The sequence below is a fragment of the Streptomyces sp. NPDC029159 genome (genome assembly GCF_055564055.1).
This window is the reverse complement of the sequence record NZ_JBVHWT010000004.1, coordinates 238,689-261,928: the sequence shown is the minus strand read 5'-3', so window position 1 is coordinate 261,928 and position 23,240 is coordinate 238,689. Positions and strand designations below refer to the sequence as shown.

Here is a 23,240-nt window from a genome sequence, read left to right as displayed (position 1 = left end):
GCTCCACCCGCCCGGCGCGCGCCCGGCCCGTCACGCCCTCCCCGCGCGCCCCGCCGCCCCGTCCGCCCGCTGCCCGGGGACCCGCCGGGCCGGGCCGAACCCGTCCTCCCCGTCCCCGTCGCCGTTGATCCGCTCCAGGACCGCGTCCCGCTCCGGGGTGTCCTCCGGCCTGACCAGCCCGATCAGCAGGAACAGCACCAGCGAGGTGGCCACCGGCGCCACGATCTGGATCTGCAGCTGCACCCCGTCGATCCCGTAGTTCGTCAGCCAGAACGCGAACAGGCCCGCCGCCCACGACACCAGCGCCGCCGTCGGCCCGGACCGTCGGCACCGCCGCACCATGCCCAGCAGGAACGGGATCGAGATCGGCCCGACCAGACCGGCCACCCACTTGATGACCACCGTGATGATGTCCTTGAACGCCGGCGAGTTGACCTGCGTCGCGATCGCCATCGACAGCGCCAGGAACGCCACCGTCGACAGCCGCGCCGCCAGCAGCCCCGCCCGGTGCGACCACCCCCGCACCCGCGCGCCGACCCCCGGCAGCGCCGGGGCGATGTCCCGCGTGACGACCGCCGAGATCGCGTTCGCGTCCGACGAGCACATCGCCATCGTGTGGGAGAAGAACCCGACCACCACCAGACCCAACAGCCCGTGCGGCAGCAGCCGTTCGGTCAGCAGCGCATACGCGTCCGACGCGTCCGGCTTCTGCGCCCGCACCAGCAGCGGCGCCAGCCACATCGGGAAGAACAACACCACGGGCCACACCAACCACAACGCCGCCGACAGCCGCGCCGACCGCACCGCCTCCCGCGCACTGCGCGTCGCCATGTACCGCTGCGCCTGATTCCACATCCCGCCGCTGTACTCGAAGGTCTTGATGAAGAGATACGCCAGCAGGAACGTCAGCGTGTACGGCCCGGCGGTCGGCGCCGTGTGCCCCGCCGGCAGCCGGTCCCACGCCGTCCACACCGCCCCGAAGCCCCCGAGCTGCGCCACCACCGTCACCAGCATCGCCACCCCGGCCAGCAACTGGATGACGAACTGCCCCAGCTCCGTCAGCGCGTCCGCCCACAGCCCGCCGACCGTGCAGTAGATCCCGGTGACGACGCCGGTGATGAGGATGCCCTGGTTGAGCGACATCCCCGTGAACACCGACAACAGCGTGGCGATCGCCGCCCACTTGGCGCCCACGTCCACGATCTTCAGCAGCACCCCCGACCAGGCCAGCGCCTGCTGCGTCGGCAGGTTGTAGCGGCTCTTGAGGTACTCCAGCGGCGACGCCACGTGCAGCCGCGACCGCAGCCGGTTCAGCCGCGGCGCGAACAGCCGCGCCCCGATGGCGATCCCCATCGCGATCGGGAACGCCCAGGTGACGTACGAGGTGATGCCGTACTGGTACGAGATGCCCGCATAGCCGGTGAACATCACCGCGCTGTAGCCGGACATGTGGTGCGAGATACCGGACAGCCACCACGGCATCCGGCCGCCCGCCGTGAAGAAGTCGCCGACGTCGTCGACCCGCCGGTGCGACCACACGCCGATCGCGACCATCACACCGAAATAGCCGACGAGCACGGCCCAGTCGAGACTGTTCATGCCCCCTCCAGGGGTCCGCCTGATGAACGTGGACCACTTCGCCGTGACGTTCCGTGGGGCGGTTCCCCGTGCGGGAGCGGGGACGTGGGGATTGAACCGTCCGCCGCGTGGACCGGTCAAGGCCCCAAGAATCAAGGATGTGAACGACGGTCACCAAGACGAACGATTTTGCCCGCTCTTGACCGGACGGGGCGTTGTCCCCCGTCCACCGCCACCCCCACGATGTGCGGACACTTCGCCGGGCTCCGCAGGCCCGACCAGCACCGCCACCACCGTCCCGCACCAGCGGCACGGCGACCGGCCGCACGGGAGCGGGATCCCGTGCGGCACCCCACCGCACCGCCGGGAGGAACGCGCCACCGACGAAGCCACCGGCACCCGGGCGGGCGGCCCCGCGCCTCACTCCCAGTCCGACCGCTCCGTGCCCTCGAAGCAGTAGGTGACCCACTTCCCGGCCCGGTGCGTACTGGTCGACGGCACCGCACACAGCCGCACCCGGAACGTCCGGCCGACCGTCGCCATGTCGGTGTACTTGTCGTGGTTGTAGTCGATGACCGCGCTCCGGGACGAGCCGCCCCGCACCCGGACCGTCACCGTGTCCCCGGGCTCCCCGTTGACGATCCGCCCCCACACGGCGCCGCAGGTCTTGCTGTAGCGCAGATGGATCCGTACGGGGTTGCCCACCTGCGGCTCCCAGGTGACCGCGTCCGCGGAACACTGCCCGGCCGGGCTCTTCCCGTCGCAGCCCGCCCCGGGGCAGCCCGGCGGCGGATCCTCGAACGCCTTCTGGATCGCCTCCACACCGGGCGGCACGAGCGCCCCGGCGACCGCCGCGGCCACCGCCACCACCAGCGTGTGCCGCGCATGCGCCCGCAACCACCGCCCACCTGCGCGTATCCGGGCCCCGAACCGGCCAACCGGCCCCGGCCGCGGGCCGCCGGACGGACCGGTGACGGGCGGACCGTCGGCAGGTGGATCGGCGGCGGGTGAATCGGGGGCAGGCGGATCGGTGGTGGGCGGGGTGGGAGCGGCGGGCGGGACGCCGTCCGGCTCCCCGCCCCCGGGCCGTTCCGCGGGATCGTGTGCGCGTGTGCTCATCCGGCCTCCTGAGAGGTCCCTGGCCTGCCCCGATTCTCCCCCGGCCGGAGCCCCACCGGAAGCGTTCTGCCGGCCGCGGACCGGGGCGCGGGGAAGGGCGGACGGGCTCAACAGGCTTGCGCGGGACGGAAGATGGCCGTCCGCGATCCCGCGTGCGCCCGCCCGCCGTGCGCCCCCGCGCACCGCCTGCGCCGCACGCCCCCCGGCGGAACCCCGGAGCGCGCCACCGCACCCGCGCCCGTTCAGCCCGCCGGACGGGCGTCCCGCAGCGCCGCACCCAGCCGGACCAGCCCCTCGCCGATCTCCTCCGGCGGATGCGTCACGAACGAGAGCCGCATCGCCGCCACGTCCGGCGGCCCCGCGAAGAACGGCGCCCCGGGCACGTACGCCACGTCGTGCCGCACCACCCCGGGCAGCAGTGCCGCCGCGTCGTACCCCGCGGGCAGCGTCGCCCAGACGAACATGCCGCCCGCCGGACGGTTCCACCGCGACCCCTCGGGCAGCGCCCCGCCCAGCCCACCGAGCAACGCGTCCCGCCGCGCCCGGTACGCCTCCCGCACCCGCACCAGATGCGCCTCCATGTCCGCCACCGCCAGATACCGCGCGGCCGCCGCCTGATCCACCGTCGAGGAGTGCAGATCGGCGGCCTGCTTCGCGATCACACAGGCCCGCCGCAGCTCGGCCGGCGCCCGCAGCCACCCCAGCCGCAGCCCCGGCGCCATCACCTTCGAGAACGACCCCAGCAGCGCCGTACGGTCCTCCGCCCCCGGGAACGACGCGATCCACGGCACCGCCTCCCCCTCGAACCGCAGCTCGCCGTACGGATCGTCCTCCGCGATCCACAGCCCCCGCCGGGCCGCCACCGACGCCACCGCCGCCCGCCGCTCGGCCGACAGCGTCCGGCCCGTCGGGTTCTGGAACGTCGGCACCAGATAGAGCAGCTTCGGACCGACCCGCGCGGCGATCTCGTCCAACGCGACCGGGTCGAGCCCCTCGTCGTCCGTCGGCACCGGCACCACCCGCGCCCCCGCCAGCGAGAAGATCTGCAACGCCGCGAGATAGCAGGGGTCCTCGACGAGCACCACGTCGCCCGGCTCCAGCAGCGCCGTCGTCAGCAGCGTCAGCCCCTGCTGCGACCCGGTGGTCACGACCAGATCGTCCGCGGCGGTCGCCAGCCCCCGCGCGGTGGCCCGGGCGGCGACCGTGGCGCGCAACTGCGGATCACCGTCGGTCGGCGAGTACTGCAACGCCCGCCGCGGCTGCTCGGCCAGCACGTACCGGAACGCGTCGGCCAGCCCCGCGGTGTCGAACAGCTCCGGCGCGGGCAGCCCGCCGGCGAACGAGATGACCTCCGGGCGCGCGGTCAGCGCCAGGATGTCGCGCACCGGGGAACTCCCGGTCCGCACCGCCCGGGAGGCGAGCCCCGGGGCGGGGACCGTGGAGGCGTGCTGGGCCGGATCTGTCATGGCGACTCCCATCGCTCGCCCGGGGCGCGCCCCGCCCCGGCTCGGTCGCCGGAGCTTAAGCCGCCCGCCCGGCCCGGCACAGGGGGCCACCCCCGGCTCCGGACAGGGGAGAGCCCCCTCGGCCTGGACAGGGGATCCGGTCGAGAGGGCTCGGAGCCGCGCGACGGAGGCGCGGCGGTCTGACGGGCCGGTCAGGCCAGGTCGAAGGCGCCGCCGGCGACATCCGACACGAAGGTGTTCCAGGCGGAGTTGTCGAAGGTGAGGCGCGGGCCCTCGGGGTCCTTGGAGTCGCGCACCGCAATGGCCGCGGTGGCCGGCACGGCGATTTCCACACAGGCACCGCTGGCGGAGTACGACGACTTCGTCCAGGAGAACGCGGAATTGGGCTGCATGACCTTGTTCACTATTGGCTCCGGCTACTGTGAGTTGCTGCGGATTCGGTCGTGCCGACGCTACGCGCCAACTTCACCTGCAGCGGGAGCAGTTCACCCGTCCGAATGGCGTGCTTCTGGATCTCTTTTCAAGGCGCCGGGCACAGGTGTACCTTGCCGATCCGGCCGCCGGGGGCCTCCGCCCACACCGCTCTGACCGGCGCTTCCGGCCCCTCCCGCCCCGCGCGGCGCCACCCGGGCGGGGCGGAATTCGTTGGTGCGGATCTCAACTCAACGCATCGGCGTGCTGCTTGGCGGCGGCCGCGATGAATTCCCGACTCTGGTCGGCATTCAGCGCCTGTGCCCGAAGATGTTCGTACATGATCGTGTACTTGTTGACGTCGTTCGCTTTCTCCAGATAGAGATCGCTCGTGACGCCTTCGATGTAGACCACGCTCGAATCGGAGGTGGCATCGAATTCCAGAATGGAGAACGTGCCGGACATTCCGGCGTGCGCTCCCGTGTCGTACGGCAGCACCTGCACCGTCACATGCGGCAGATCGCTCATCTCGACGAGATGCTCCAGCTGCTCCCGCATCACGGCGTGACCGCCCACCACCCGCCGCAGCACGCTCTCGTCGAGCACCACCCACAGCCGCAGCGGATTCTCCGGATCGTCCACCCGCTCCTGACGCCGCAGCCGCACCTGGGTCCGCTTCTCCAGCTGGTCGGGCGGCAGCTCCGGCAGCACCCCGGGGATCACCGCCCGCGCATACCGCGGTGTCTGCAGCAGACCGGGCACCACCAGCGATTCGTAGACCCGCAGGGAAGCGGCCTCGGTCTCCAGGCCGATGTAGACGCTGTACGGGATGTCGCCGAACGCGTGCCACCAGCCTTGCTGCCGGGAGTCCTTGGCCATCTGCATCAGGGATTCCACTATCCGGCGGTCCTCGACCTCGTACACGCTGCACAGGTCACGGACGTCGCGCTGGCTGATGCTGCGGCGGCCGTTCTCCAGCCGGCTGATCTTCGACTGGGAGACCAGCAGCCGCTCGGCCACCTCCTCCGCCGTCATGCCCTTGAGCTCGCGGAGCCTGCGCAGCTCCTGGCCCAACCGGCGTCGTCGGACGGTGGGGTTGACATGGGACGCCACGGGACGTGCACCTCCGGGTCCGTACTGCTGTTGTTCCGTGTCAGCAGAGTGCCACCCCGGATGGACGCCGCGCAGTCAAATGCACACAGAAGGCGAGCACGCCGCAGCGCGGGGCGGCGGACCGGCCGTCCGTCCGGAACGGCCGGCCCGTCGCCCCGCGCCAACTGCGGCTCCCGAACGGGCTCGTGGGGACGGTTCTGCAACGAGGCGGCGCCCCGGCGGCGTACGGAACACCGCTCGGGGCACCGCCCGGAGCATTACGGGAGCGTGCGGACGGCGCACACAGCGCCCCGCGCGCCCCCGGCGATCACCGTGCGCCGGCCCGGGCCATGCTGCCGTGCCCGTGCCGTGAGGGAACCGGCACTCCGGACGCGTTCGCCGCGCCCCGGCCGGCCGGCTGACGCGCCGGGCCGTGGCCCGAACCCGCCGCCGGTGTCCGCCGCGGCTGCGCCGCGACGCCGTTCTGGACGTCCATGACCGCGTGCGCGACCAGGCCGCCCATGGGGTCGTGCCGGATCAGATCCCGGAGGCGGGAGCGTGATGAACGCCCTTCGTTCCCCGGGTAGAGGTGCTTGCCGAGGCCGACCGCATGGGCCAGCGCGGCGAGCGCAGCGGTCCGCGGGTCCGGCGGTACGCCGGTGCGGATCGCGGTGTCGAGCCGGGCCCTGATTTCCCGGCTGATGGCCGTCTCCGTCGCCTGGTAGCGCGTCGTCGGCAGCACCCCGCACATCTGCCCCTCCACGGCATGGACCATGCCGCAGCGTTCGAGATGCGAGAGATACGTCTGGCGCAGCCCCAGTCGGGGCCCGCCGATCCAGTGGACCGCGCGCACCGGACTGCCGCGTCGTCGCAGCAGTTCGAGCGCGGAGTCCAGAGTCGGATCTCCGGTCGGCCGTGGCATCACCACGGCGATACGATCCCCGTCCGGGGCTATCCGTCCTGCCAGAGCCAGCTCCACTAGCTGGGCCCCGGCAAGGCCGAGGTCGAGCGACTGCGGCTGTGCTGTGGTGCCCGTTGCCGGGTCCAAAGCCAGCAGCAGAAGCTCCTCCGGAATTGTTCTGCGGCTCCTGCCCATCCATGCCTCCCCGCGTGGATGCATGACAGGGTGACCCCTCTCACATTCATCTGTCGAGAGTGCGTGGGGGGTTCGGCAGGGAACCTACAGGTATGTCGTTCTCGTCTAGCACGTCGACGGCTACCTCCACGGGACCCGGCGGAACGAGGTGGCGTGGGGCGGCGGGATCCGCGCCGTGCGGACACAGGACACTTGGGAACACTGGGCCAGGCAGTGCGACATACGAAGGAGACATCGGTGGCGGGCGAGTCCCCCGACAAGTCGGGCAAGAAGCAGGCGTCGGGGAAGATGCGGGGCGCGGACGACCCGCGCCTCGCCGTCCTCCGGGGGGAGCCGGCGGAGGCGACGGAGGAAACCACGGAGGCCACGGAGCCCGAGAAGGCCGAGGAGGCCGGACGCGGGGCTACCGAGGCTGCCGAGGCGTCCGGGGTCACGGAGGCGCCGAAGAAGCCGGAGAAGGCGACGGACGGGGCTTCTGGGGCCGATGTGGCGCCTGAGACGGCCGAGCCCACCGAGACCGCCGGGGCGAACGGGGCGGCCAAGAACGGCGACGGCCCCGGCGACGACCGGCTGCGGGCCGCCGTCGCCGCCTGGGTCGCGGGCAAGGACGACGACACCGAGAGCACGGACGCTTCCGACGCCTCCGACGACGCGGGCGCCGATGCCTCCGACGCCGACGACGTTGCCGACGGCGAGGGTGCAAAGGGATCCGCAAAGGCCATAGGCGCCGCCGCGGGAGGGGTGAAGGGCTCCGCCGCGGAGGCTGCCGAGACGTCCGGCGCGGACGCCGGGGACGATTCCGGTACGCGGTCCGGCGCCGATGACGCCGCCGACGCCGGTGGCGCCCGTGACGAGGGCGCGGACGGCGCCGAGCCCGCCGGTGAAGCGAAGGCCGGGAGCGGCGACGCCGGGAACAAGGGCGGCGCAAAGCGCCCCAAGGGTGAGGAAGCCAAGGCCGCGGACCGTAAGGCGTCCGACGCCGAGGACACGGCCGCCGCGGACGGCAAGCCGGTCTCCGGTGCCGAGGGCGGCGACGCCTCCGCGGCGGACGGCGGCGACGCGTCGGACGAGGACGACGACGTGGACCGGCCGACGGCCGTCTTCACGACCAAGGGCAAGAAGTCCGGCACGGACGAGGAGCCCGTCGACGACGCCACCCGTGTCTTCACCATCGCGAAGTCCGACGGCAAGCGGAAGCCGACGGCGAAGGCGGAGCGCGAGGGCGCCGAGGCCGAGGCCGACGACGAGAGCGCGAAGTCGGTGAAGGACCCGCGGAAGGGCGAGGACGGGTCCAAGGCCGAGTCCAAGCCTGAGCCCAAGGCCGCGGACAAGGCGGGCAAGAGCGACGGCAAGGCCGAGCCCAAGGGCAAGGACGAGGCCGACGAGAAGGGCGGCGCGGACGCCGACCTGGTCGACCCGCCGACCACCGCCTTCCGTATCGCCCCGCCGACCGGTTCCAAGTCCGCGAAGGGCGCCACGTCCGACAAGGACGCGAAGGCCGACGCCGCATCGTCCAAGGACGCCAAGGAATCCGACGCCAAGGACGCGAAGGCATCCAAGGACGAGCCCAAGCCCGGCGACAAGAGCGACAAGACCGCGGGCAAGGGCGGCGGTGCCGGTAAGTCCGCCGCTGCCGAGCGGGACGCCGAGCGGACCAGCCAGTTCGTCGCGCTGAAGTCGGACGACACCGGTGCCGCCGGGCGGTCCCTCGGGAAGACGGCCGCCAAGGCGGGCGAGAAGGACACCGGTGCGAAGGCGGAGGCCACGACGGGCCCGACGGCGCCCGGCAAGCCCGGAACGGACAAGTCCGCAGCGGACAAGGCCGCGTCCGGCAAGCCCGCGGCCGCCAAGCCCGGTGAGGCCGCGGCCGCCGCCGGGCCGCAGCCGCTGCCCGAGAGCGAGCGGACCCGGCAGGAGCCGCTGCCGCCGCTCGACCTGCTGGCGCAGCTCACCAACACCCCGCCGCCGCCCGAGACCACGCTGCGTACCGTCGTCCGGCGGTTCAAGATCTGGACGCCGCTGGTCATCCTGCTGGCGATCATCTTCGTGGTCGTCCAGTCGCTGCGGACGCTGCCGGAGCCGACGCTGGCCGTCGGCGAGTCGACCGCGTTCACCTTCAAGGGCGGCAAGCTCGCCATGCCGTGGCCCGGTCAGGGGCAGTCCGCGGCGGAGGTCGTCGGCGTCGGCAGCCTCGGCACGTCCGGGCCGCAGAAGCCGGTGCCGACCGCGAGCGTCGCCAAGGTCATGACCGCCTACGTCATCCTCAACGACCACCCGCTGAAGAAGGGCGAGAAGGGCGCCACCATCACCATCGACGCCAAGGCGGCGGCCGACTCCAAGAACAAGGACGAGTCGCGCGTGCCGCTGAAGGCGGGGCAGAAGTTCAACCAGACGCAGATGCTCCAGATGTTGATGATCCCCTCCGGCAACAACGCCGCCCGTCAGCTGGCACGGTGGGACGCCGGGAGCGAGGAGGCGTTCGTGAAGAAGATGAACGCCGCCGCCGGCAAGCTCGGCATGACGAACACGACGTACACGGACCCCAGCGGCCTGACGAAGACGACGGTGAGCACCGCCGTCGACCAGCTCAAGCTCGCCCGTGAGGTGATGAAGAACGGCGCCTTCCGCGCCGTCGTCGCCACCGAGAACGTCCAGATCGACGGGCTGCCGGAGCGGCTGTTCAACAACAACAGCCTGCTCACGACGATGCCGTACGTGGTCCGCGGCATCAAGACCGGCTCCAGCACCCCCGCGGGCGGCGCCTTCATGTGGGCCGCGTACCGCACCGTCGGCGGCAAGGACCAGCTGCTGCTCGGCGTCACGATGGACCAGCGCGCCAACAGCTCCGACTCCAACGCCCACCTCAAGCTGGCGCTCGACAACAGCGCGAAGGTGATCAAGGCGGCCCGGGAGGCGCTGATCGCCGACACGGTGGTCAAGAAGGGGCAGGTCGTCGGCTATGTCGACGACGGTCTCGGGGGTGAGACGCCCGTCGTCGCCACCAAGGACCTCACCGCGGTGGGCTGGCCCGGTCTGCAGGCCGCCTTCTCGATCGGCAACGGCGGCAAGACCGTGCCGCACACCGCCAAGGCCGGGACGAAGGTCGGCGTGCTGACCGTCGGCAGCGGCGACAGCACCCAGCAGGTGCCCGTCGCCCTCGCCGAGGACCTGACCGAGCCCACCTTCGGCGCCAAGCTGACCCGCATCGGCTGAACCCCGGCCCCGTACGGGGTGAGCCCGCCCCGTCCCGTACGGGGCCGGGCCTCGCCCCGTACGGGGCCTTCGCCGTCCCGGCACCTCCGGCCCGGGCGGCCCCGTACGGGGGAAGGCCCCCGCGCCCCACCGGAAGCGCGTCCGACCCGTAGGGGCCGCACGCCGGGGGAGCGAAGCCGTCCCGCCGTCCGAGGGGAGCGGCGGCCCGGCCCCTAAGGGATGAGACGCCGGGCCCATTCCTGGGGCGAGCATGGGACCGCCCCTCTCCGGGGGCACCTCCGGCGGGCCCGGGCCACCACCCGCCCCGCCCGCCCCGCACGCGACCGGAGCCCGCCATCGACGCCACCCGAACCGAACCGGCCCCCGCACCCCCGGCCCAGCCCCCCGCGCCGCCCGCCCGGCGGCTGCGGAACACGGTGGTCTGGGCCCCCGCCGCGCTGATGTGCGCGCTCGGCGCCTGGGGACTGCGCCGCGACGGCGCGATGTGGCGCGACGAGATCGTCACGTACGACATGGCACACCGCGCCCCCGCCGCGCTCTGGGCCACCCTCCGCCACATCGACGTGGTGCACGGCCTCTACTACGCGCTGATGCACCTCTGGTTCACCGCCTACGAAGCGGTCCTCGGGCCCGGCGGACTCCTCGGCCCGGCCTTCGGCGGCGCCGTCGGCCGCACCCTCGGCGAGGACGTCATCGCGCTGCGGCTGCCGTCCCTCGCCGCCATGACCGCGGCCGCCGTCGGCGTCGCGCTCCTCGGGAACCTCCTCGTCGGGCCCCGCACCGGCCGCTGGGCCGGAATCGTCTTCGCGCTGCTCCCGCCCGTGCAGCAGTACGCCCAGGAAGGCCGCTCGTACGCACTGGTCTGCGCCCTCGTCGTCTGGGCCTGCCACCTGCTCGTACGGATCGCGGTCCGCACCCGGTGGACGCCCGGCCGCCCGTGCCGCGCCCTGTGGGGCGGCTACGCGGCCCTGATGCTGACGGCGTGCCTGCTGCACGAGTTCGCCGCCCTGGTGCTTCCGGTGCACGGCGCCGCGCTCATCCTCGGCCGGCTGCCGCGCCGCACCCTGCGCACCTGGGCCCTCACCGCCGCCGGCGTCCTCGCCGCACTCGTCCCGCTCGCCCTCTACAGCACCCGCCAGTCCGACCAGCTCAGCTGGCTGATCTGGCCCGACCCGCTGCAACTGCTCACCTTCGCGGTGCTCGCCGCCACCGGCATCGCCTGCTCCCGCGCCCGCATCCGCTCCCGCGGCCCCATCGGCCTGCGCGCCCTCGGCCTCCCCCTCCTCCTGCTCCCCACCCTCCTCCTCTTCCTCCTCTCCACCGCCGAACCGGCCTACGTCGACCGCTACGTCCTTTACTACCTGGCGGGCTTCGCGCTGCTGGCCGGCGCCGCGCTGGCCCGGCTGCTGCGCCCGGTGGGGGAGGACGGCCAGACCGGCACCCGGCTGCGGCGGCGCGCCCTCGTACTGGCCCTGGTCGTCGTGGCGTCGCTGCCCGTGGACATCCGGCTGCGGATGCCGGTCAGCCGGGTCGACGACGCCACGGCCGTCGCCCACGCCGTACGCGCCCTCGCCGGGCCCGGCGACGGCCTGCTCTTCACCCCGGCCCGCCGCCGCATCTGGGTCGCCGCCCACCCCGACACCTACCGTGACCTGCACGATCTGGCCCTGCGCCGCGACCCGGTCGCCTCCCGCACCCTCTACGGAACCGAGCGCTCCGGCGACACCATCCGCGACCGGATGCTCACCGCCCCCACCGGCCGCATCGTGGTCGTGGGCGACGGCCCCGACCAGCCGCACGACCCCAGCGATCAGGAAATCGCCAAACGCACCACCCTGCGGGAGGCGTTCGTCCTCTGCCGGAGCCGGCTGGTGCACGGCGGGCGGGTGGCGCTCTACGCACGGAGCGAGGCGGGGTGTGGGGCGCCCGAGGGGCGGTAGGGCGCGGCGGGCCGGTGCCCGGGCGCTCGTAAAGAAGCTGCCGCCGAGCAGCGGGTTCGGCGGTCGGCCGGTGCGGTGCGGTGGTGGGTGAACGGTGGCCGGTCAGCCCGGGAGGGGAGCCGGTCGGGCTGTCAGCCCGGGAGGAGGGTGGCCGGTCGGGCTGTCAGCCCGTCACATCCCGCGGCGGTTCGCCGTGGCGCCGCCCAGCGCGGAGTCCTGACGGCGGCGGCGCGTCGCCAGGCCCACCATGCCGAACGCCACCAGCGCGCCGAACCCGGCGACGAGGAGCGCCGTCGGCAGGTGGCCGACCTTCTCCGCCAGCCCGGCCAGCCCGTTGTCCGGCAGCATGATCGCCGTACGGTCGCCGACCACCGGCCCGGTCGTATCGGCGGCGACGGCCGCACCGGCGGGCAGCAGCAGCGCGACGAGCGCACCGGACGCGACGGCAACGGTGCGGATCACAGAGCGACGCTGGTCGGACATCGGGCACTCCTCGTCAGGACGGATCGGGCGGATCGGTGGATCGGATGGGCACGGTCGGGAGGGCGGCGATGCGGCGCGCCCGGCTCGTGCGCTCTCACAAGCGTCCCGGGACCGGCCCCGAAGACGGATCTCCACCGTTCACACGACCGTCCCGGGGCCGGTCCCGGACCGATTCCGCGGGCCCTACGCTACGGAGCTTGTTTCACGGGAAACCGTACGTCGTGTAACAGTCACGCGATCTCTGCGCACGGTCCCGTCACGGAATGGCCCACCTGAACCCTCCGCCCCCACGCCACCTTGGGTAACTTGGCGCTGTATGTACCGATTCATCTGCGCGGCGCTCCCGGAGTCGGCGGGCCCGTGCCCCTGCCCGGTGGCGCCCGCCGCTCAGGGAAGGCGGTGACCGGATGCGCCGACGGGCCCTGGCGCCGCTCGCCGTGCTGCTCCCGCTCGCCCTCGTCGCGGGGTGCGCGGGGTTCGAGGGGCTGCAGAGCGACGGACGGGCCAGAGAGGTGAAGGCGCCGTTCGCGCTGTGGACCGACCACTCGCCCGCCCCGCCGAGCCGGAGCGACAACCCCGTCGCGCTCGAACCCGTACCGCACATCCCGCACCTCCCGAGCGGCGACATCGCCGACGCCGACCCGCGCGCCGTCCTCGACGCCGATCTGACCGCCGACGGGCAGCGGCCACCGCCGCCGGGCTCGGTGCGCCGCCCGGTCCTCAACGACCTCACCGGCGACGGCAAACCCGAACTGATCATGGCCGTGGACCTCGACGACCGCACCAGCGACCTGCGCGTCTACAGCGTCCGGCACCAGGTCGTCACCCGCGTACTGGCCCTGCGCGGCGTATTGGCCGGCGTCGAACTCGCCGCCGGCCACCTCGTCGTCCGCGAGCCCACCAAGGACCCCCGCTACGTCAGCGTCACCGACTACCTCTGGGACAAGGACCGGATGACGCTCTGGGACCTCACCCTCGACGACGCCCGCAAACCCCAACCCGCCCGCAGCGGCACACCGGAGCCGATCCCGCCGGTGCCGCCTGCCGTCGGGCCAGGCGCCGGGGTCGGAGCTGCGGCCACGGCAGGGAGCGCCGCGGCGCCCGCCGCCCAGGTTGCCGCCTCGCCCGCCGTTGCGGCTGCGGCTGTCGCTCTGCCCGTCGCCGGGCCCACGCCTGCCGCCGCGCCCGCGCCGCACGGAGTGGGGCGATGAGCCCGAGGGGAGGGCGGGGATGAGGTGGCCGGGGCGGTGGCGTGGGTCTTCCGGGGGGCCTCCCCCCTCCCCTCCCGCCCCCACCCCTCCCCACCCCTCACCCCACCCTCGTGCGACCCCGCGCGGCGTGCCGGGGCGGCTCGTCGCGCTGGGCCGGCGGGCGGTGCGCCGTGCGGCGGTCTCCCTGCGGTGGAAGATCGCGTTGACGGTGACCGCCGTGTGCTGCGCCGTCGCCGCGGTCCTCGGTGTGCTGGTGCACAACGCGGTGGCCCGTCAGACCGTCGGCCAGGTCCGCAAGGAGACGCGCGCGGATCTCGACATCGCTCTGGACCTCTTCGAGTACGGCACCTCCCGTGAGGGCATCAACTCCGTCCTGGACCCGCCCCAACTTCCCGGCCCGCTACGTAAGTTGGTACGCAGTGGCCGGCAGGGCAGCATGGTCGGTACGTATCGGGGGCGTCCCGTCATGTGGGCGGCGGCGCCCGCGGGCGATCAGATCATGGCCGTGTGGTCGCCGTACGGGAACACCAGCCGGTCCCTGGAGAAGTTCGACACGGCCATCCTCGGGTCGGCGGTGCTGGCCGCGACGGCGGTGGCGCTCGCCGGACTCTTCCTCGCGCACCGGATCAGCCGCCGGCTGACGAGGACCGCGGCCGTCGCCCGCCGGATCACCGCGGGCGACCTCGACGCCCGGGTCGGCGCGCCACCGGGCGGCGGGCCGGACGAGTCCACCGGGGGTGGCGCGTCCGGCGGCGACGAGGTGGCGGCGGTCGCCGCGGCGCTGGACTCGGTGGCCGGGTCGCTGCAGAGCCGGCTCCAGGCCGAGCAGCGCTTCACCGCCGATGTCGCACACGAGCTGCGGACGCCGCTGACGGGCATCCTGGCCTCGGCCGCTCTTCTCCCGGAGGGCCGCCCCAAGGAAATGATCAACGACCGGCTGCGGGCGCTGCACCGGCTCACCGAGGATCTGCTGGAGATCTCCCGCCTCGACTCCGGCGCCGAACACGCCGACCTCGCCTCCTACGACCTGGGGACGCTCGTCGAACGCTGTGTGCACGCCACCGGGCTCGACACGGAGGTCCGGACCGTGTCCTCCGGTGTCGTCGAAACGGACCGGCGGCGCCTGGACCGCATCCTCACCAACCTCGTCCTCAACGCGCACCGCCACGGCCGCCCGCCCGTCGTCGTCACCGTCGACGCGGCCCCGGGCGGGGCGCCGGGCGGCGCGCCGACGATCGAGGTACGCGATCACGGCCCGGGCTACCCGGACGATCTGCTGCGGCACGGTCCGCGGCGCTTCCGCACCGATGCGCCGGGCCGTGGCCGCGGTCACGGACTGGGCCTGACCATCGCCGTCGGCCAGGCCGCGGTCCTCGGCATCGACCTCCGCTTCTCCCGCGCCCCCGACGGCGGCGCCCGCGCGACCCTGCACCTTCCCCCGCCTTCCCCCGAACACGATCACACCCCCTGATCTGCGGTTTCCCCTCGCCGGGCGGAGGTCGAGGGCGCCCCGGAAGCCGGGCCGTCCTCTCCCAGCGCCCGGAATCAGGCGCCGCCCGAACCCCTTGCCGTCACCAGTCGATGTCCTCCGGCGGCTCCGGCGCGTCCCAGTCCTCCGGCGGAGGCTCGGGCAGGTCCACGGCGCCCGCCGGCCCGTCGAAGTGGCTCGGACCACCGGCGCGCCGGGCCGCGGGCGCGGCGGCTGCTGCCGCAGGCCGCGCCGCCGCGCCGACGGGCTGCCCGGCAGCAGCCGCGGTGTCGCCCGCGCCGTCGCCGCCCGCGAGCACCTCCAGGATCTGCGCGCCGTACTTCGCCAGCTTGTTCTCGCCCACGCCGTTGACCGTGCCCAGCTCGGCGGTGGTGGCCGGGCGGGCGACGGCGATCTCCCGCAGCGTCGCGTCGTGGAAGATCACATACGCCGGGACGCCCTGTTCCTTCGCCGTGCTGCCGCGCCAGGCACGCAGCGCCTCGAAGACCGGAAGCGCCGCCTCCGGCAGATCGACCGGCGCCCGCTTCCCCTTCGCCGACTTCGCCTTCGCCGCCCGCGCCGCCTTCTCCGGCTCCCGCCGCATCGGCACCTCGCGGCCACCGCGCAGCACCTCGCCGCTCGCCTCGGTCAGCACCAGCGTGCCGTAATCGCCCTCGACGGCCAGCAGTCCCTGGGCCAGCAACTGCCGCACCACGCCTCGCCATTCGACGTCCCGCAGATCGGTGCCGATGCCGAAGACGCTCAGCGCGTCGTGGTCGAACTGGACGACCTTCGCGGTCTTACGGCCCAGCAGGATGTCGATGATCTGGCCGGCGCCGAACTTCTGCCCCCGCTCCCGCTTCAGCCGCACGATCGTCGACAGCAGCTTCTGCGCCGGCACGGTGCCGTCCCAGGTCTGCGGGGGCGCCAGGCAGGTGTCGCAGTTGCCGCACGCCGAGCTCTCCTGACCGAAGTAGGCCAGCAGCCGCACCCGGCGGCACTGCACCGTCTCGCACAGCGCGAGCATCGCGTCCAGATGCGCCGACAGCCGCCGCCGGTGCGCGTCGTCGCCCTCCGAACCGTCGATCATCTTCCGCTGCTGCACCACGTCCTGCAGCCCGTACGCCAGCCACGCCGTCGACGGCTGGCCGTCACGCCCCGCACGGCCCGTCTCCTGGTAGTAGCCCTCCACCGACTTCGGCAGGTCCAGATGGGCCACGAACCGTACGTCGGGCTTGTCGATGCCCATGCCGAACGCGATGGTGGCGACGACGACCAGGCCGTCCTCCCGCAGGAACCGCGACTGGTGCGCGGCGCGCGTCCGGGCGTCCAGTCCCGCGTGGTACGGCACCGCGGCGATGCCGTTCTCCGCCAGGAACTGGGCGGTCTTCTCCACCGAGGCGCGGGAGAGGCAGTAGACGATGCCGGCGTCCCCGGCGTGCTCGGTGCGCAGCAGCTCCAGCAGCTGGCGCTTCGGCTCGTTCTTCGGCGCGATGCGGTACTGGATGTTGGGCCGGTCGAAGCTCGCCACGAAGTGCCGGGCCTCGCCCATCGACAGCCGCGAGGTGATTTCGGTGTGCGTCGCCTCGGTGGCCGTCGCGGTCAGCGCGATCCGCGGGACATCCGGCCACCGCTCGTGCAGCATCGACAGCGCCAGATAGTCGGGCCGGAAATCGTGGCCCCACTGGGCGACACAGTGCGCCTCGTCGATCGCGAAGAGGGAGATCTTGCCGCGGTCCAGCAGGCTCAGCGTCTGCTCGACGCGCAGCCGCTCCGGCGCGAGATACAGCAGATCCAGCTCACCGGCGAGGAACTCCGCCTCCACCAGCCGCCGCTCCTCGACGTCCTGCGTGGAATTGAGGAACCCGGCCCGCACACCCAGCGCCCGCAACGCGTCGACCTGGTCCTGCATCAACGCGATCAGCGGCGAGATCACGATGCCGACACCCGGCCGCACCAGCGACGGAATCTGGTAGCACAGCGACTTGCCGCCACCCGTCGGCATCAGTACGACGGCGTCCCCGCCGCCGATCACATGCTCGATGATCTCCTGCTGACTCCCGCGGAAGGCGTCGTAACCGAACACCCGGCGCAGCACCTGCACCGCTTCGCCCACATCCGGCTCGACCGCCATGTCGCTGCCTGCGCTTTCTGCCACCTCGACCTCACCCATGCCTGAAAGCGTACGAGGAATCCACCCGACCACGCCGAGCCTGTGGACAACTCCGCTCCGTGAGGACGGGTGAGTGTGCCAGCAGCGCCTCTCCGGTGGGATACGCACGCGCGGCAGGGCGCGCCAGGGGCGCGATCCAGCAGTCCGATGTAGGGCCGAGTGGTGTGCTTCGCCGGGTGTGAGCTGAGAGCTGGAGGCAGTCACGAAGAGCTGAGGTGCTGCCTCGCAGCTGTCGGCGGTGGAGGCTTGCCGCCTCACTCTCTCCAGCGGTCGCGGTGCTGCCTGACGCACTCCAGATCGATGAGGTGTTGCGGGTGCGCATTCAAGGTGCCCGTCTTCTGGCCGGCCCGGACAATGCCGAGGTCATCGTTGAATACGATGGCGCCGGAATCCATCATCACGTGGCAGTTTGGGCAGAGACAGAGCGCATTGCCGACGGTGTCCGGGCCGTTGTGCGGGCTCTCCAGGGGCTGAATGTGCGCGCCTTCGCTGTAGCTGCCGCCCGGCACTTCGATGCGGATGCCGCATATTTGACACCGATTGTCATACCACTCTTTCACCTGGCGATGAACGGAGTTGCTTCTCACGATTCGCTGCACGGTGTTTGTCGAGTGGTTCGGCTTTCCGTCGACGTCTTTCATCGGTTCCGCGAGCTTACGTTTGGCTGCGGACCTGGTCGCTCCGGCTACTTTTCCCTGCCGCTTTACTTCAGGGAGCGGAGTTCCCTCGCAAGCCTCCAGTCGAAACTGCCAAATCAAGAATCCGTCAAGGCTGGATTTGCTTCCATAGCTGGTCACGCGGTAAAGGCCGTCGTACCGGTACCCCTTGGTCGGTGCGTATGAGGAAACGCTCTGCCAGCCACGGATGACGCGGACGGGGAGGCCTTCTAGGTAGCTGGTCACCAGGGCCGCATTTCCCGGGTCGTCCAGGGACTGATCGCTGACCTGGTTGCCGGCCGCGTCCTGCCCTCCGTGCCCGGTATAGATGATGACGTCCCCACGATCCTCGTCATCCTTGTAGCCGCCGGAGATGACTATGGACTCTGCGCCAGTTTTTCTGGTTCCGCAGATACCGGCCTGGAGAGGGCGGTGCACTCCTGCGTCGTGTGCTTGGCGGCGAGTACTGAACTGACGCCCGGGACGGATGTCGGACACCTCGCCGATCGAGCGGCGTGCGGTTGCTTGGCGGCTCTTGGTGAGGATGAGATCCCCCGCGGCGTTGATCGCGCGGCGCTGGGGTGGGGGAAGGCCGCGCGACATGAGGCGGAGTTCCACCTTTCGAAAGACCTCGTCCAGCGTGAGTGTCTCCTGATACTTCAACGCCGCCAGCAGGGCGCCCGTAAAGGCTGTGTACTTTTCACCCGTCGGCGCGTACGAGGTCGCATTCGCCGTTGTCGACGTCATGGTATAGGTGCCGGCTATGTCAATTTGCCCGGTGATCACCCCGTTCCTGTCGGACATCGCCTCGACTGCTCGGCCTGAAAAGCAGCAGTCCAAAACGAGTATGCGAACGGATGCGGGGCTGGCCGCGAGCTCTTCCCGGAGCGTATCGAAGGGGAGTGCCGTCCATCGCAGCTGATCGGGATTCGTGGACGACAAGGTCAAGTAGAGCCTGCCGCGCTCGTCGACCATTCCATGCCCGCTGTAATATACGAACAGTACGTCTGTGGCTTCTGCACTCAGAGAAAGAGCCTGGCCAATTTCTGACGTCGTGCGCGGATCACTGAGAAGCGTGCAGTGATTCGGTGGCAGGGATCCGATTGTTGAACTGGTCAGCGCCCCTTGGAGGCCTGTCAGGTTGGCCGCGACGGCTGGTATGGGAGGAAATCCCTTCGCCTCTGGGAAAGTTCCGGAGCCAATCAGTACTGCTCGCGACCGGGAGGGGTCGGGGAGGCGAGTCACGATTCACCCCCCTCCCGTATTATGCGTTCCAAATCCCTAGTCAGTGCCACGGCGTCGACCCGCTTGGCGTCGACCTCGATACTCTGCCCACCGCGCGTGGTCACGGTAAATTTGACATCCGATCGGCGCTGCGAAATCCATGATGTCAGCGAGCCGGCAAGAGCTGCCAGAACGCCTCCGGACCCGGCAGCGACCGTGAGCGTTTCGAGGAGTCCACCCATCTCATTCGGTCCGACCGGAGCGTGTTCCGGTCGGACCTGTCCGCGAAGTGCGTCGTCCCACCGCAACCAGCCCAGGAGTGACCGTAGTTCGGCATCTCCGGAGTCGGTACGGATCCACAGCGGCTGAGAGTCAGGATGTATCACAGGCGCATCTTGCCGGATTCGAAATAAAAACGCATCACCATTCGTGCGGCAACATGAAATACGCGACGTGTCGATACGTGGCGTAGCCTTGAGTGTGCAATTTGTAATGGATTCCTGGTGGGTGCCACCTCACGACTCTGTTTCCGTGCCCTGTTGTCGGGCTAGCAGCCAGTGGTCAGCGGCCGGCAGTCGCAGCCCGCCCCTTACGGATGCATCCGCGCCCCCTTGACCACCTTGTCCACCGCGTTGCGCGGCCCGTACACCGCCAGGCCCACCACATCCAGCTGAGCCGTCGGTACGGCCCGGACCGCCGCGCGGTTGTCGCGGTCGTTGCCGGTGGCGAAGAGGTCGGAGGTGAACACCGAGCGGGGGAGCGCGCGGGACAGGGCGCGGCCGTGGGCGGTGGTCAAGGTCTCCTTCGTCCCCTCGAAGACCAGCACGGGCTGGCGGAACATCGGCAGGTACGGCGTGCCGTCGGCGTCGGCGTACGGCTCGCCGATGATCTCGGGGATCTCCGTGCCGACCCCGCTGACCAGGAAAGTGGTCACATTCAGCCGCTGCCAGACCGCCAGATCGTCACGGAGCAGCACGGCGATCTTGGTGTCGAAACGTACCGGGGCGTTCTCGTTCGTCATGCCCCGAGGCTGTCAACTGCCCCGTCGCCCCTTCTTGTACGTTCTTTGCATGGTGGCGCGGCAGGAGATCTCCGCATGGCGCCCCGGCATCCCGGGGGTCGTGGAGGTGCTGCACGCCCGGTTCACCGAGCACGCCTACCCGATGCACCTCCACGACGTGTGGACGCTGCTGATCGTCGACGACGGTGCCGTCCGCTACGACCTGAACCGCCGCGCCCACGGCACCCCGCACGACTCCGTCTCCCTGCTCCCGCCCCAGGTCCCGCACAACGGCTCGTCCGCCACCGCCCGCGGCTTCCGCAAGCGCGTCCTCTACCTGGACCTGACCCAGCTGGACGAGGGCTTCATCGGTCCCGCGGTGGACGGCCCGGACCTCGCCGACCCCCTGCTGCGCCGCCGCATCGGCCGGCTGCACACCGCCCTGGCGTCCCCGGGCGACGAACTGGAGGCCGAAAGCCGCCTCACCCTGATCGCCGAACGGCTCCGCGGCCACCTGCGGCCCCGCCTCCTCACCGCACCACCGCCGCCCGGCCATGGCCCGGCCCACGCCCTGCGCGACCTCCTCGACGAACGGCTGCTCCCCGGCGTCCGCCTGGACGAGGCCGCACGGCTGCTGCACGCCCACCCCGCCCACCTGGTACGGGCGTTCACCGCCACGTTCGGCATCGCCCCGCACCGCTATCTGACGGCCCGCCGCGTCGACCGCGCCCGCCGTCTGCTCCTCGACGGACTGCCCCCGGCGGAGACGGCGACCGCGAGCGGCTTCTACGACCAGCCGCATCTGACCCGCCACTTCAAACGGTTCCTCGGCGTCACCCCGGGCCGTTTCGCCCGCGGGCCGTCAGCGGCGACGACGCCGCATCGTCCATGACGACGCCGGGCGGTTGTGGTCGATGACGATGACGTCGTCCCGGCCGCATCCGCAGCGCCGAGCGCGGTACCCGGCCGCCACCCTTCGCCGGACCGCGTTACGCCACACGAGACACCAGGGCATAGATGGATGAGCCGAAGCTGCCGTCGGTCTCCGTGCGCAGCCGAGGCGATGCCGGTGCGCGACAAGTCCCCGGCTTGGAGGGGGCTTCAGGGCTCTGGATGGATGCGGGACCGGCTGTGGAGGGGGATTTTCCGGCATGATCGTGCCTTATCGCAGGCGTGGACGGGGCGGGGCCGAGGAGTTGAGCACCGGCGCAGGCACCGCAGAAGGAGCTTCCGGAGCCGTTCAAGAGGGCCGGGCCGGCGGCCGGTGGAGCGGACGCCACGACGCGGTGGTGCTGGCCGGAGGGCGCGCCAGACGCCTGGGCGGAGCGGACAAACCGATGGTGCGCGTGGGGGAGAGATCCCTGCTCGACCACGCGTTACGGGCATGCTCAGGAGCACGATCGACCATCGTGGTGGGCCCCCACCGGCCGACCGCCTTACCGGTCCATGAGGTGCAGGAGAATCCGGTGTACGGCGGTCCGCTGGCAGCCCTGGCAGCCGGCATGGAGCGGGTTCACGCTCCGTTCGTGACTGTCCTCGCGGCCGATCTCCCCTTCGTACGCCGACACATGCTGGAAGAACTCCTGTCGCAGGCAGCCGCCTCCGGGGCCGAGGGAGCGATGATGCTGGAGACCCAGGGCCGGGACAACCCGTTGTTCGCCGCGTACAGGACCCACGCCCTCCGCCGGGGCCTGGCACACCTCACCCGCCGCTACACCATCCTGGCCGGCCTCCCCATCCGCCTGCTCACGGACGGCTTGGCACTCCGGTACCTCCCCGACGTGGCGGGAGCATCCTTCGACTGCGACACCTGGGAAGCGGTCACCCTCGCCAGAGCGGTCGCGGCTGCGGAAGGGGGCAGGGATGAGATGCCGGAACAGTCTCTTCGTCAGCCGATGAGCCACCTGACACCGGTGGCTACCGTCCCATCACGCAACAACGGACGCCTACTCGGATGTGGGATCCCGAGCCCGGTGCCCGAATGAGGCGACTCCCGGGGAGGGACGTGGCCCCTATGTGGACTCTGGACAGAGCAAAGGCCCCCCGTCCGAAAGAACGAGGGGCCTCACACATGCTCTGACCTGCTGCGTAGCCAGTGCCCCCGGCAGGATTCGAACCTGCGACACCCGCTTTAGGAGAGCGGTGCTCTATCCCCTGAGCTACGGAGGCGGGGTCCTGCGTGAAACCTGAGGAGGGCTCTGGGCTTCTTCCGGTTTCGGCAAGAGGGACCGCCGGGAGCGGCGGTCCCAGACAGGTTAGCGGATGGGGGTGGGTGGTGGGGCTGGGGCCGGTGTCCGGGCACTGGCCCCAGCCCCCAAGAGAGCCATTCCGGCGCAATCAGCTGTAAAGCCGTACGTCAGCCATCGCGTACGGGCACAGATCCCCCGTCCGATATGTGGCTGGAGGTCCCCATGGTTCAGCAATATGACGCGATTGCGGTGCGGGATGCGGATGTGGAGCGGGTGGTGGGGCCTTATCGGGAGCGGGTGGAGATTCCTTCGCTGTTGGGGGCGCTGGGGGCGGTCGAGGGGGCCTCGGTGCTGGATGTGGGGTGTGGGTCGGGGGCGTATGCGCGGTTGTTGAGGCGGCGGGGGGCGGCCGAGGTGGTGGGGGTGGATGTGTCGGCGGGGATGGTGGCCGAGGCGCGGCGGGCGGAGGAGCGGGAGCCGTTGGGGGTGCGGTACGAGGTGCACGATCTGGTGGACCTGCCGGTGCTGGGGGAGTTCTCGGCGGCGATCGCCGTGGCGGTGCTGCATTACGCGGACAGCCGGCGGGCCCTGGCGCGGATGGGTGAGCGGATCTGCGCGAACCTCGCGCCCGGGGGCCGGTTGCTCGCGCTGGTGGGTAATCCGCGCCTGCACGGGAACGGGCCGCAGGCGAATGGCTTCGTGGTGCACCGCCCCGCGGGTGTCCGGGACGGGGACCCGTACACGATCTCCGTGCCCACCGTCCCCCCGATGACGTTGCGCGTGCACCACTGGGGCTGCGGAACGCTCGAGGAGGTGCTGCTCGCCTCGGGGTTCGCCCGGGTGGTCTGGGAGCCGTTGCAGGGGCTGGCCGGCGAGGGTGAGGAGCCGGTGAATCTTCTGCTGCGTGCGGAGAAGGGGTAG

General features: G+C 71.7%; 18 protein-coding genes and 1 tRNA gene. 7 read left to right on the top strand and 12 right to left on the bottom strand.

The annotated features are described in order from the left end of the window. Positions 1-30: 30 nt before the first annotated feature. The 6 genes from ACZ4U4_RS10785 to ACZ4U4_RS10760 form a co-directional block, all read right to left on the bottom strand. Positions 31-1,599 (bottom strand): sodium:solute symporter family protein, encoded by a 1,569-nt coding sequence (locus tag ACZ4U4_RS10785; protein WP_467871508.1) that lies wholly within the window; start codon positions 1,597-1,599, stop codon positions 31-33. Between the two features lie 399 nt (positions 1,600-1,998). Then, positions 1,999-2,475, bottom strand: coding sequence for a DUF2690 domain-containing protein (locus ACZ4U4_RS10780; protein WP_467871506.1), 477 nt, complete (start codon positions 2,473-2,475; stop codon positions 1,999-2,001). A gap of 464 nt (positions 2,476-2,939) precedes the next feature. Further along, positions 2,940-4,163, bottom strand: a complete 1,224-nt coding sequence (locus ACZ4U4_RS10775) for an aminotransferase-like domain-containing protein (protein ID WP_467871503.1) — start codon at positions 4,161-4,163, stop codon at positions 2,940-2,942. A gap of 191 nt (positions 4,164-4,354) precedes the next feature. After that, complete coding sequence (locus ACZ4U4_RS10770) at positions 4,355-4,555, bottom strand: DUF397 domain-containing protein (RefSeq protein WP_467871500.1); 201 nt, start codon at positions 4,553-4,555, stop codon at positions 4,355-4,357. Between the two features lie 265 nt (positions 4,556-4,820). Then, positions 4,821-5,687 carry a helix-turn-helix domain-containing protein gene (locus ACZ4U4_RS10765; protein WP_467871497.1) on the bottom strand — a complete coding sequence of 289 codons (867 nt, stop codon included), beginning with the start codon at positions 5,685-5,687 and terminating at the stop codon, positions 4,821-4,823. 307 nt (positions 5,688-5,994) lie between these two features. Further along, entirely contained in the window at positions 5,995-6,762 is a 768-nt protein-coding gene (locus tag ACZ4U4_RS10760) for a GOLPH3/VPS74 family protein (protein ID WP_030289299.1), read from the bottom strand. Positions 6,763-6,999: 237 nt separating this feature from the next. Here ACZ4U4_RS10760 and ACZ4U4_RS10755 point away from each other — a divergent pair, with 237 nt between their 5' ends. Continuing rightward, positions 7,000-9,975, top strand: a complete 2,976-nt coding sequence (locus tag ACZ4U4_RS10755; RefSeq protein WP_467871494.1) for a D-alanyl-D-alanine carboxypeptidase family protein — start codon at positions 7,000-7,002, stop codon at positions 9,973-9,975. Positions 9,976-10,391: 416 nt separating this feature from the next. Then, positions 10,392-11,915: a glycosyltransferase family 39 protein gene (locus ACZ4U4_RS10750; protein ID WP_467871492.1), complete on the top strand. Its 1,524-nt coding sequence runs from the start codon at positions 10,392-10,394 to the stop codon at positions 11,913-11,915. Positions 11,916-12,086: 171 nt separating this feature from the next. Here ACZ4U4_RS10750 and ACZ4U4_RS10745 read toward each other — a convergent pair whose 3' ends face one another. Continuing rightward, positions 12,087-12,398: a hypothetical protein gene (locus ACZ4U4_RS10745; RefSeq protein WP_467871489.1), complete on the bottom strand. Its 312-nt coding sequence runs from the start codon at positions 12,396-12,398 to the stop codon at positions 12,087-12,089. A 407-nt stretch (positions 12,399-12,805) separates the two neighbouring features. Between ACZ4U4_RS10745 and ACZ4U4_RS10740 the strand changes: the two genes are divergently transcribed. Both ACZ4U4_RS10740 and ACZ4U4_RS10735 read left to right on the top strand, forming a co-directional pair. After that, positions 12,806-13,609 (top strand): hypothetical protein, encoded by an 804-nt coding sequence (locus ACZ4U4_RS10740; protein WP_467871487.1) that lies wholly within the window; start codon positions 12,806-12,808, stop codon positions 13,607-13,609. 127 nt (positions 13,610-13,736) lie between these two features. Next, the gene (locus ACZ4U4_RS10735; protein WP_467871485.1) at positions 13,737-15,080 is read left to right on the top strand and encodes a sensor histidine kinase; all 1,344 of its coding nucleotides are present in this window, start codon (positions 13,737-13,739) and stop codon (positions 15,078-15,080) included. 100 nt (positions 15,081-15,180) lie between these two features. Here the strand turns inward: ACZ4U4_RS10735 and recQ are convergent, their stop codons facing one another. The 4 genes from recQ to ACZ4U4_RS10715 form a co-directional block, all read right to left on the bottom strand. Next, positions 15,181-17,211 carry a DNA helicase RecQ gene (recQ, locus tag ACZ4U4_RS10730; RefSeq protein ID WP_467872088.1) on the bottom strand — a complete coding sequence of 677 codons (2,031 nt, stop codon included), beginning with the start codon at positions 17,209-17,211 and terminating at the stop codon, positions 15,181-15,183. A 293-nt stretch (positions 17,212-17,504) separates the two neighbouring features. After that, a complete protein-coding gene (locus ACZ4U4_RS10725; protein WP_467871483.1) occupies positions 17,505-19,151 on the bottom strand; it encodes a caspase, EACC1-associated type in 1,647 nt (548 codons plus the stop codon). Next, positions 19,148-19,516 (bottom strand): effector-associated constant component EACC1, encoded by a 369-nt coding sequence (locus ACZ4U4_RS10720; protein ID WP_467871480.1) that lies wholly within the window; start codon positions 19,514-19,516, stop codon positions 19,148-19,150. The genes ACZ4U4_RS10725 and ACZ4U4_RS10720 overlap by 4 nt, the downstream gene beginning before the upstream one ends. Positions 19,517-19,719: 203 nt before the next feature. Next, the gene (locus ACZ4U4_RS10715; RefSeq protein WP_467871477.1) at positions 19,720-20,151 is read right to left on the bottom strand and encodes a DUF2000 family protein; all 432 of its coding nucleotides are present in this window, start codon (positions 20,149-20,151) and stop codon (positions 19,720-19,722) included. Between the two features lie 49 nt (positions 20,152-20,200). Here ACZ4U4_RS10715 and ACZ4U4_RS10710 point away from each other — a divergent pair, with 49 nt between their 5' ends. Both ACZ4U4_RS10710 and mobA read left to right on the top strand, forming a co-directional pair. Next, the gene (locus ACZ4U4_RS10710) at positions 20,201-21,022 is read left to right on the top strand and encodes a helix-turn-helix transcriptional regulator (RefSeq protein WP_467871475.1); all 822 of its coding nucleotides are present in this window, start codon (positions 20,201-20,203) and stop codon (positions 21,020-21,022) included. Positions 21,023-21,281: 259 nt separating this feature from the next. Beyond that, complete coding sequence (gene mobA / locus ACZ4U4_RS10705; RefSeq protein WP_467871472.1) at positions 21,282-22,115, top strand: molybdenum cofactor guanylyltransferase; 834 nt, start codon at positions 21,282-21,284, stop codon at positions 22,113-22,115. A gap of 111 nt (positions 22,116-22,226) precedes the next feature. Here mobA and ACZ4U4_RS10700 read toward each other — a convergent pair. Then, positions 22,227-22,299, bottom strand: a tRNA-Arg gene (locus ACZ4U4_RS10700). A 242-nt stretch (positions 22,300-22,541) separates the two neighbouring features. On the opposite strand from ACZ4U4_RS10700, the gene ACZ4U4_RS10695 reads away from it, so the two are divergent. Then, on the top strand, positions 22,542-23,240 hold the full coding sequence (locus ACZ4U4_RS10695; RefSeq protein WP_467871469.1) for a class I SAM-dependent methyltransferase: 699 nt from the start codon (positions 22,542-22,544) through the stop codon (positions 23,238-23,240).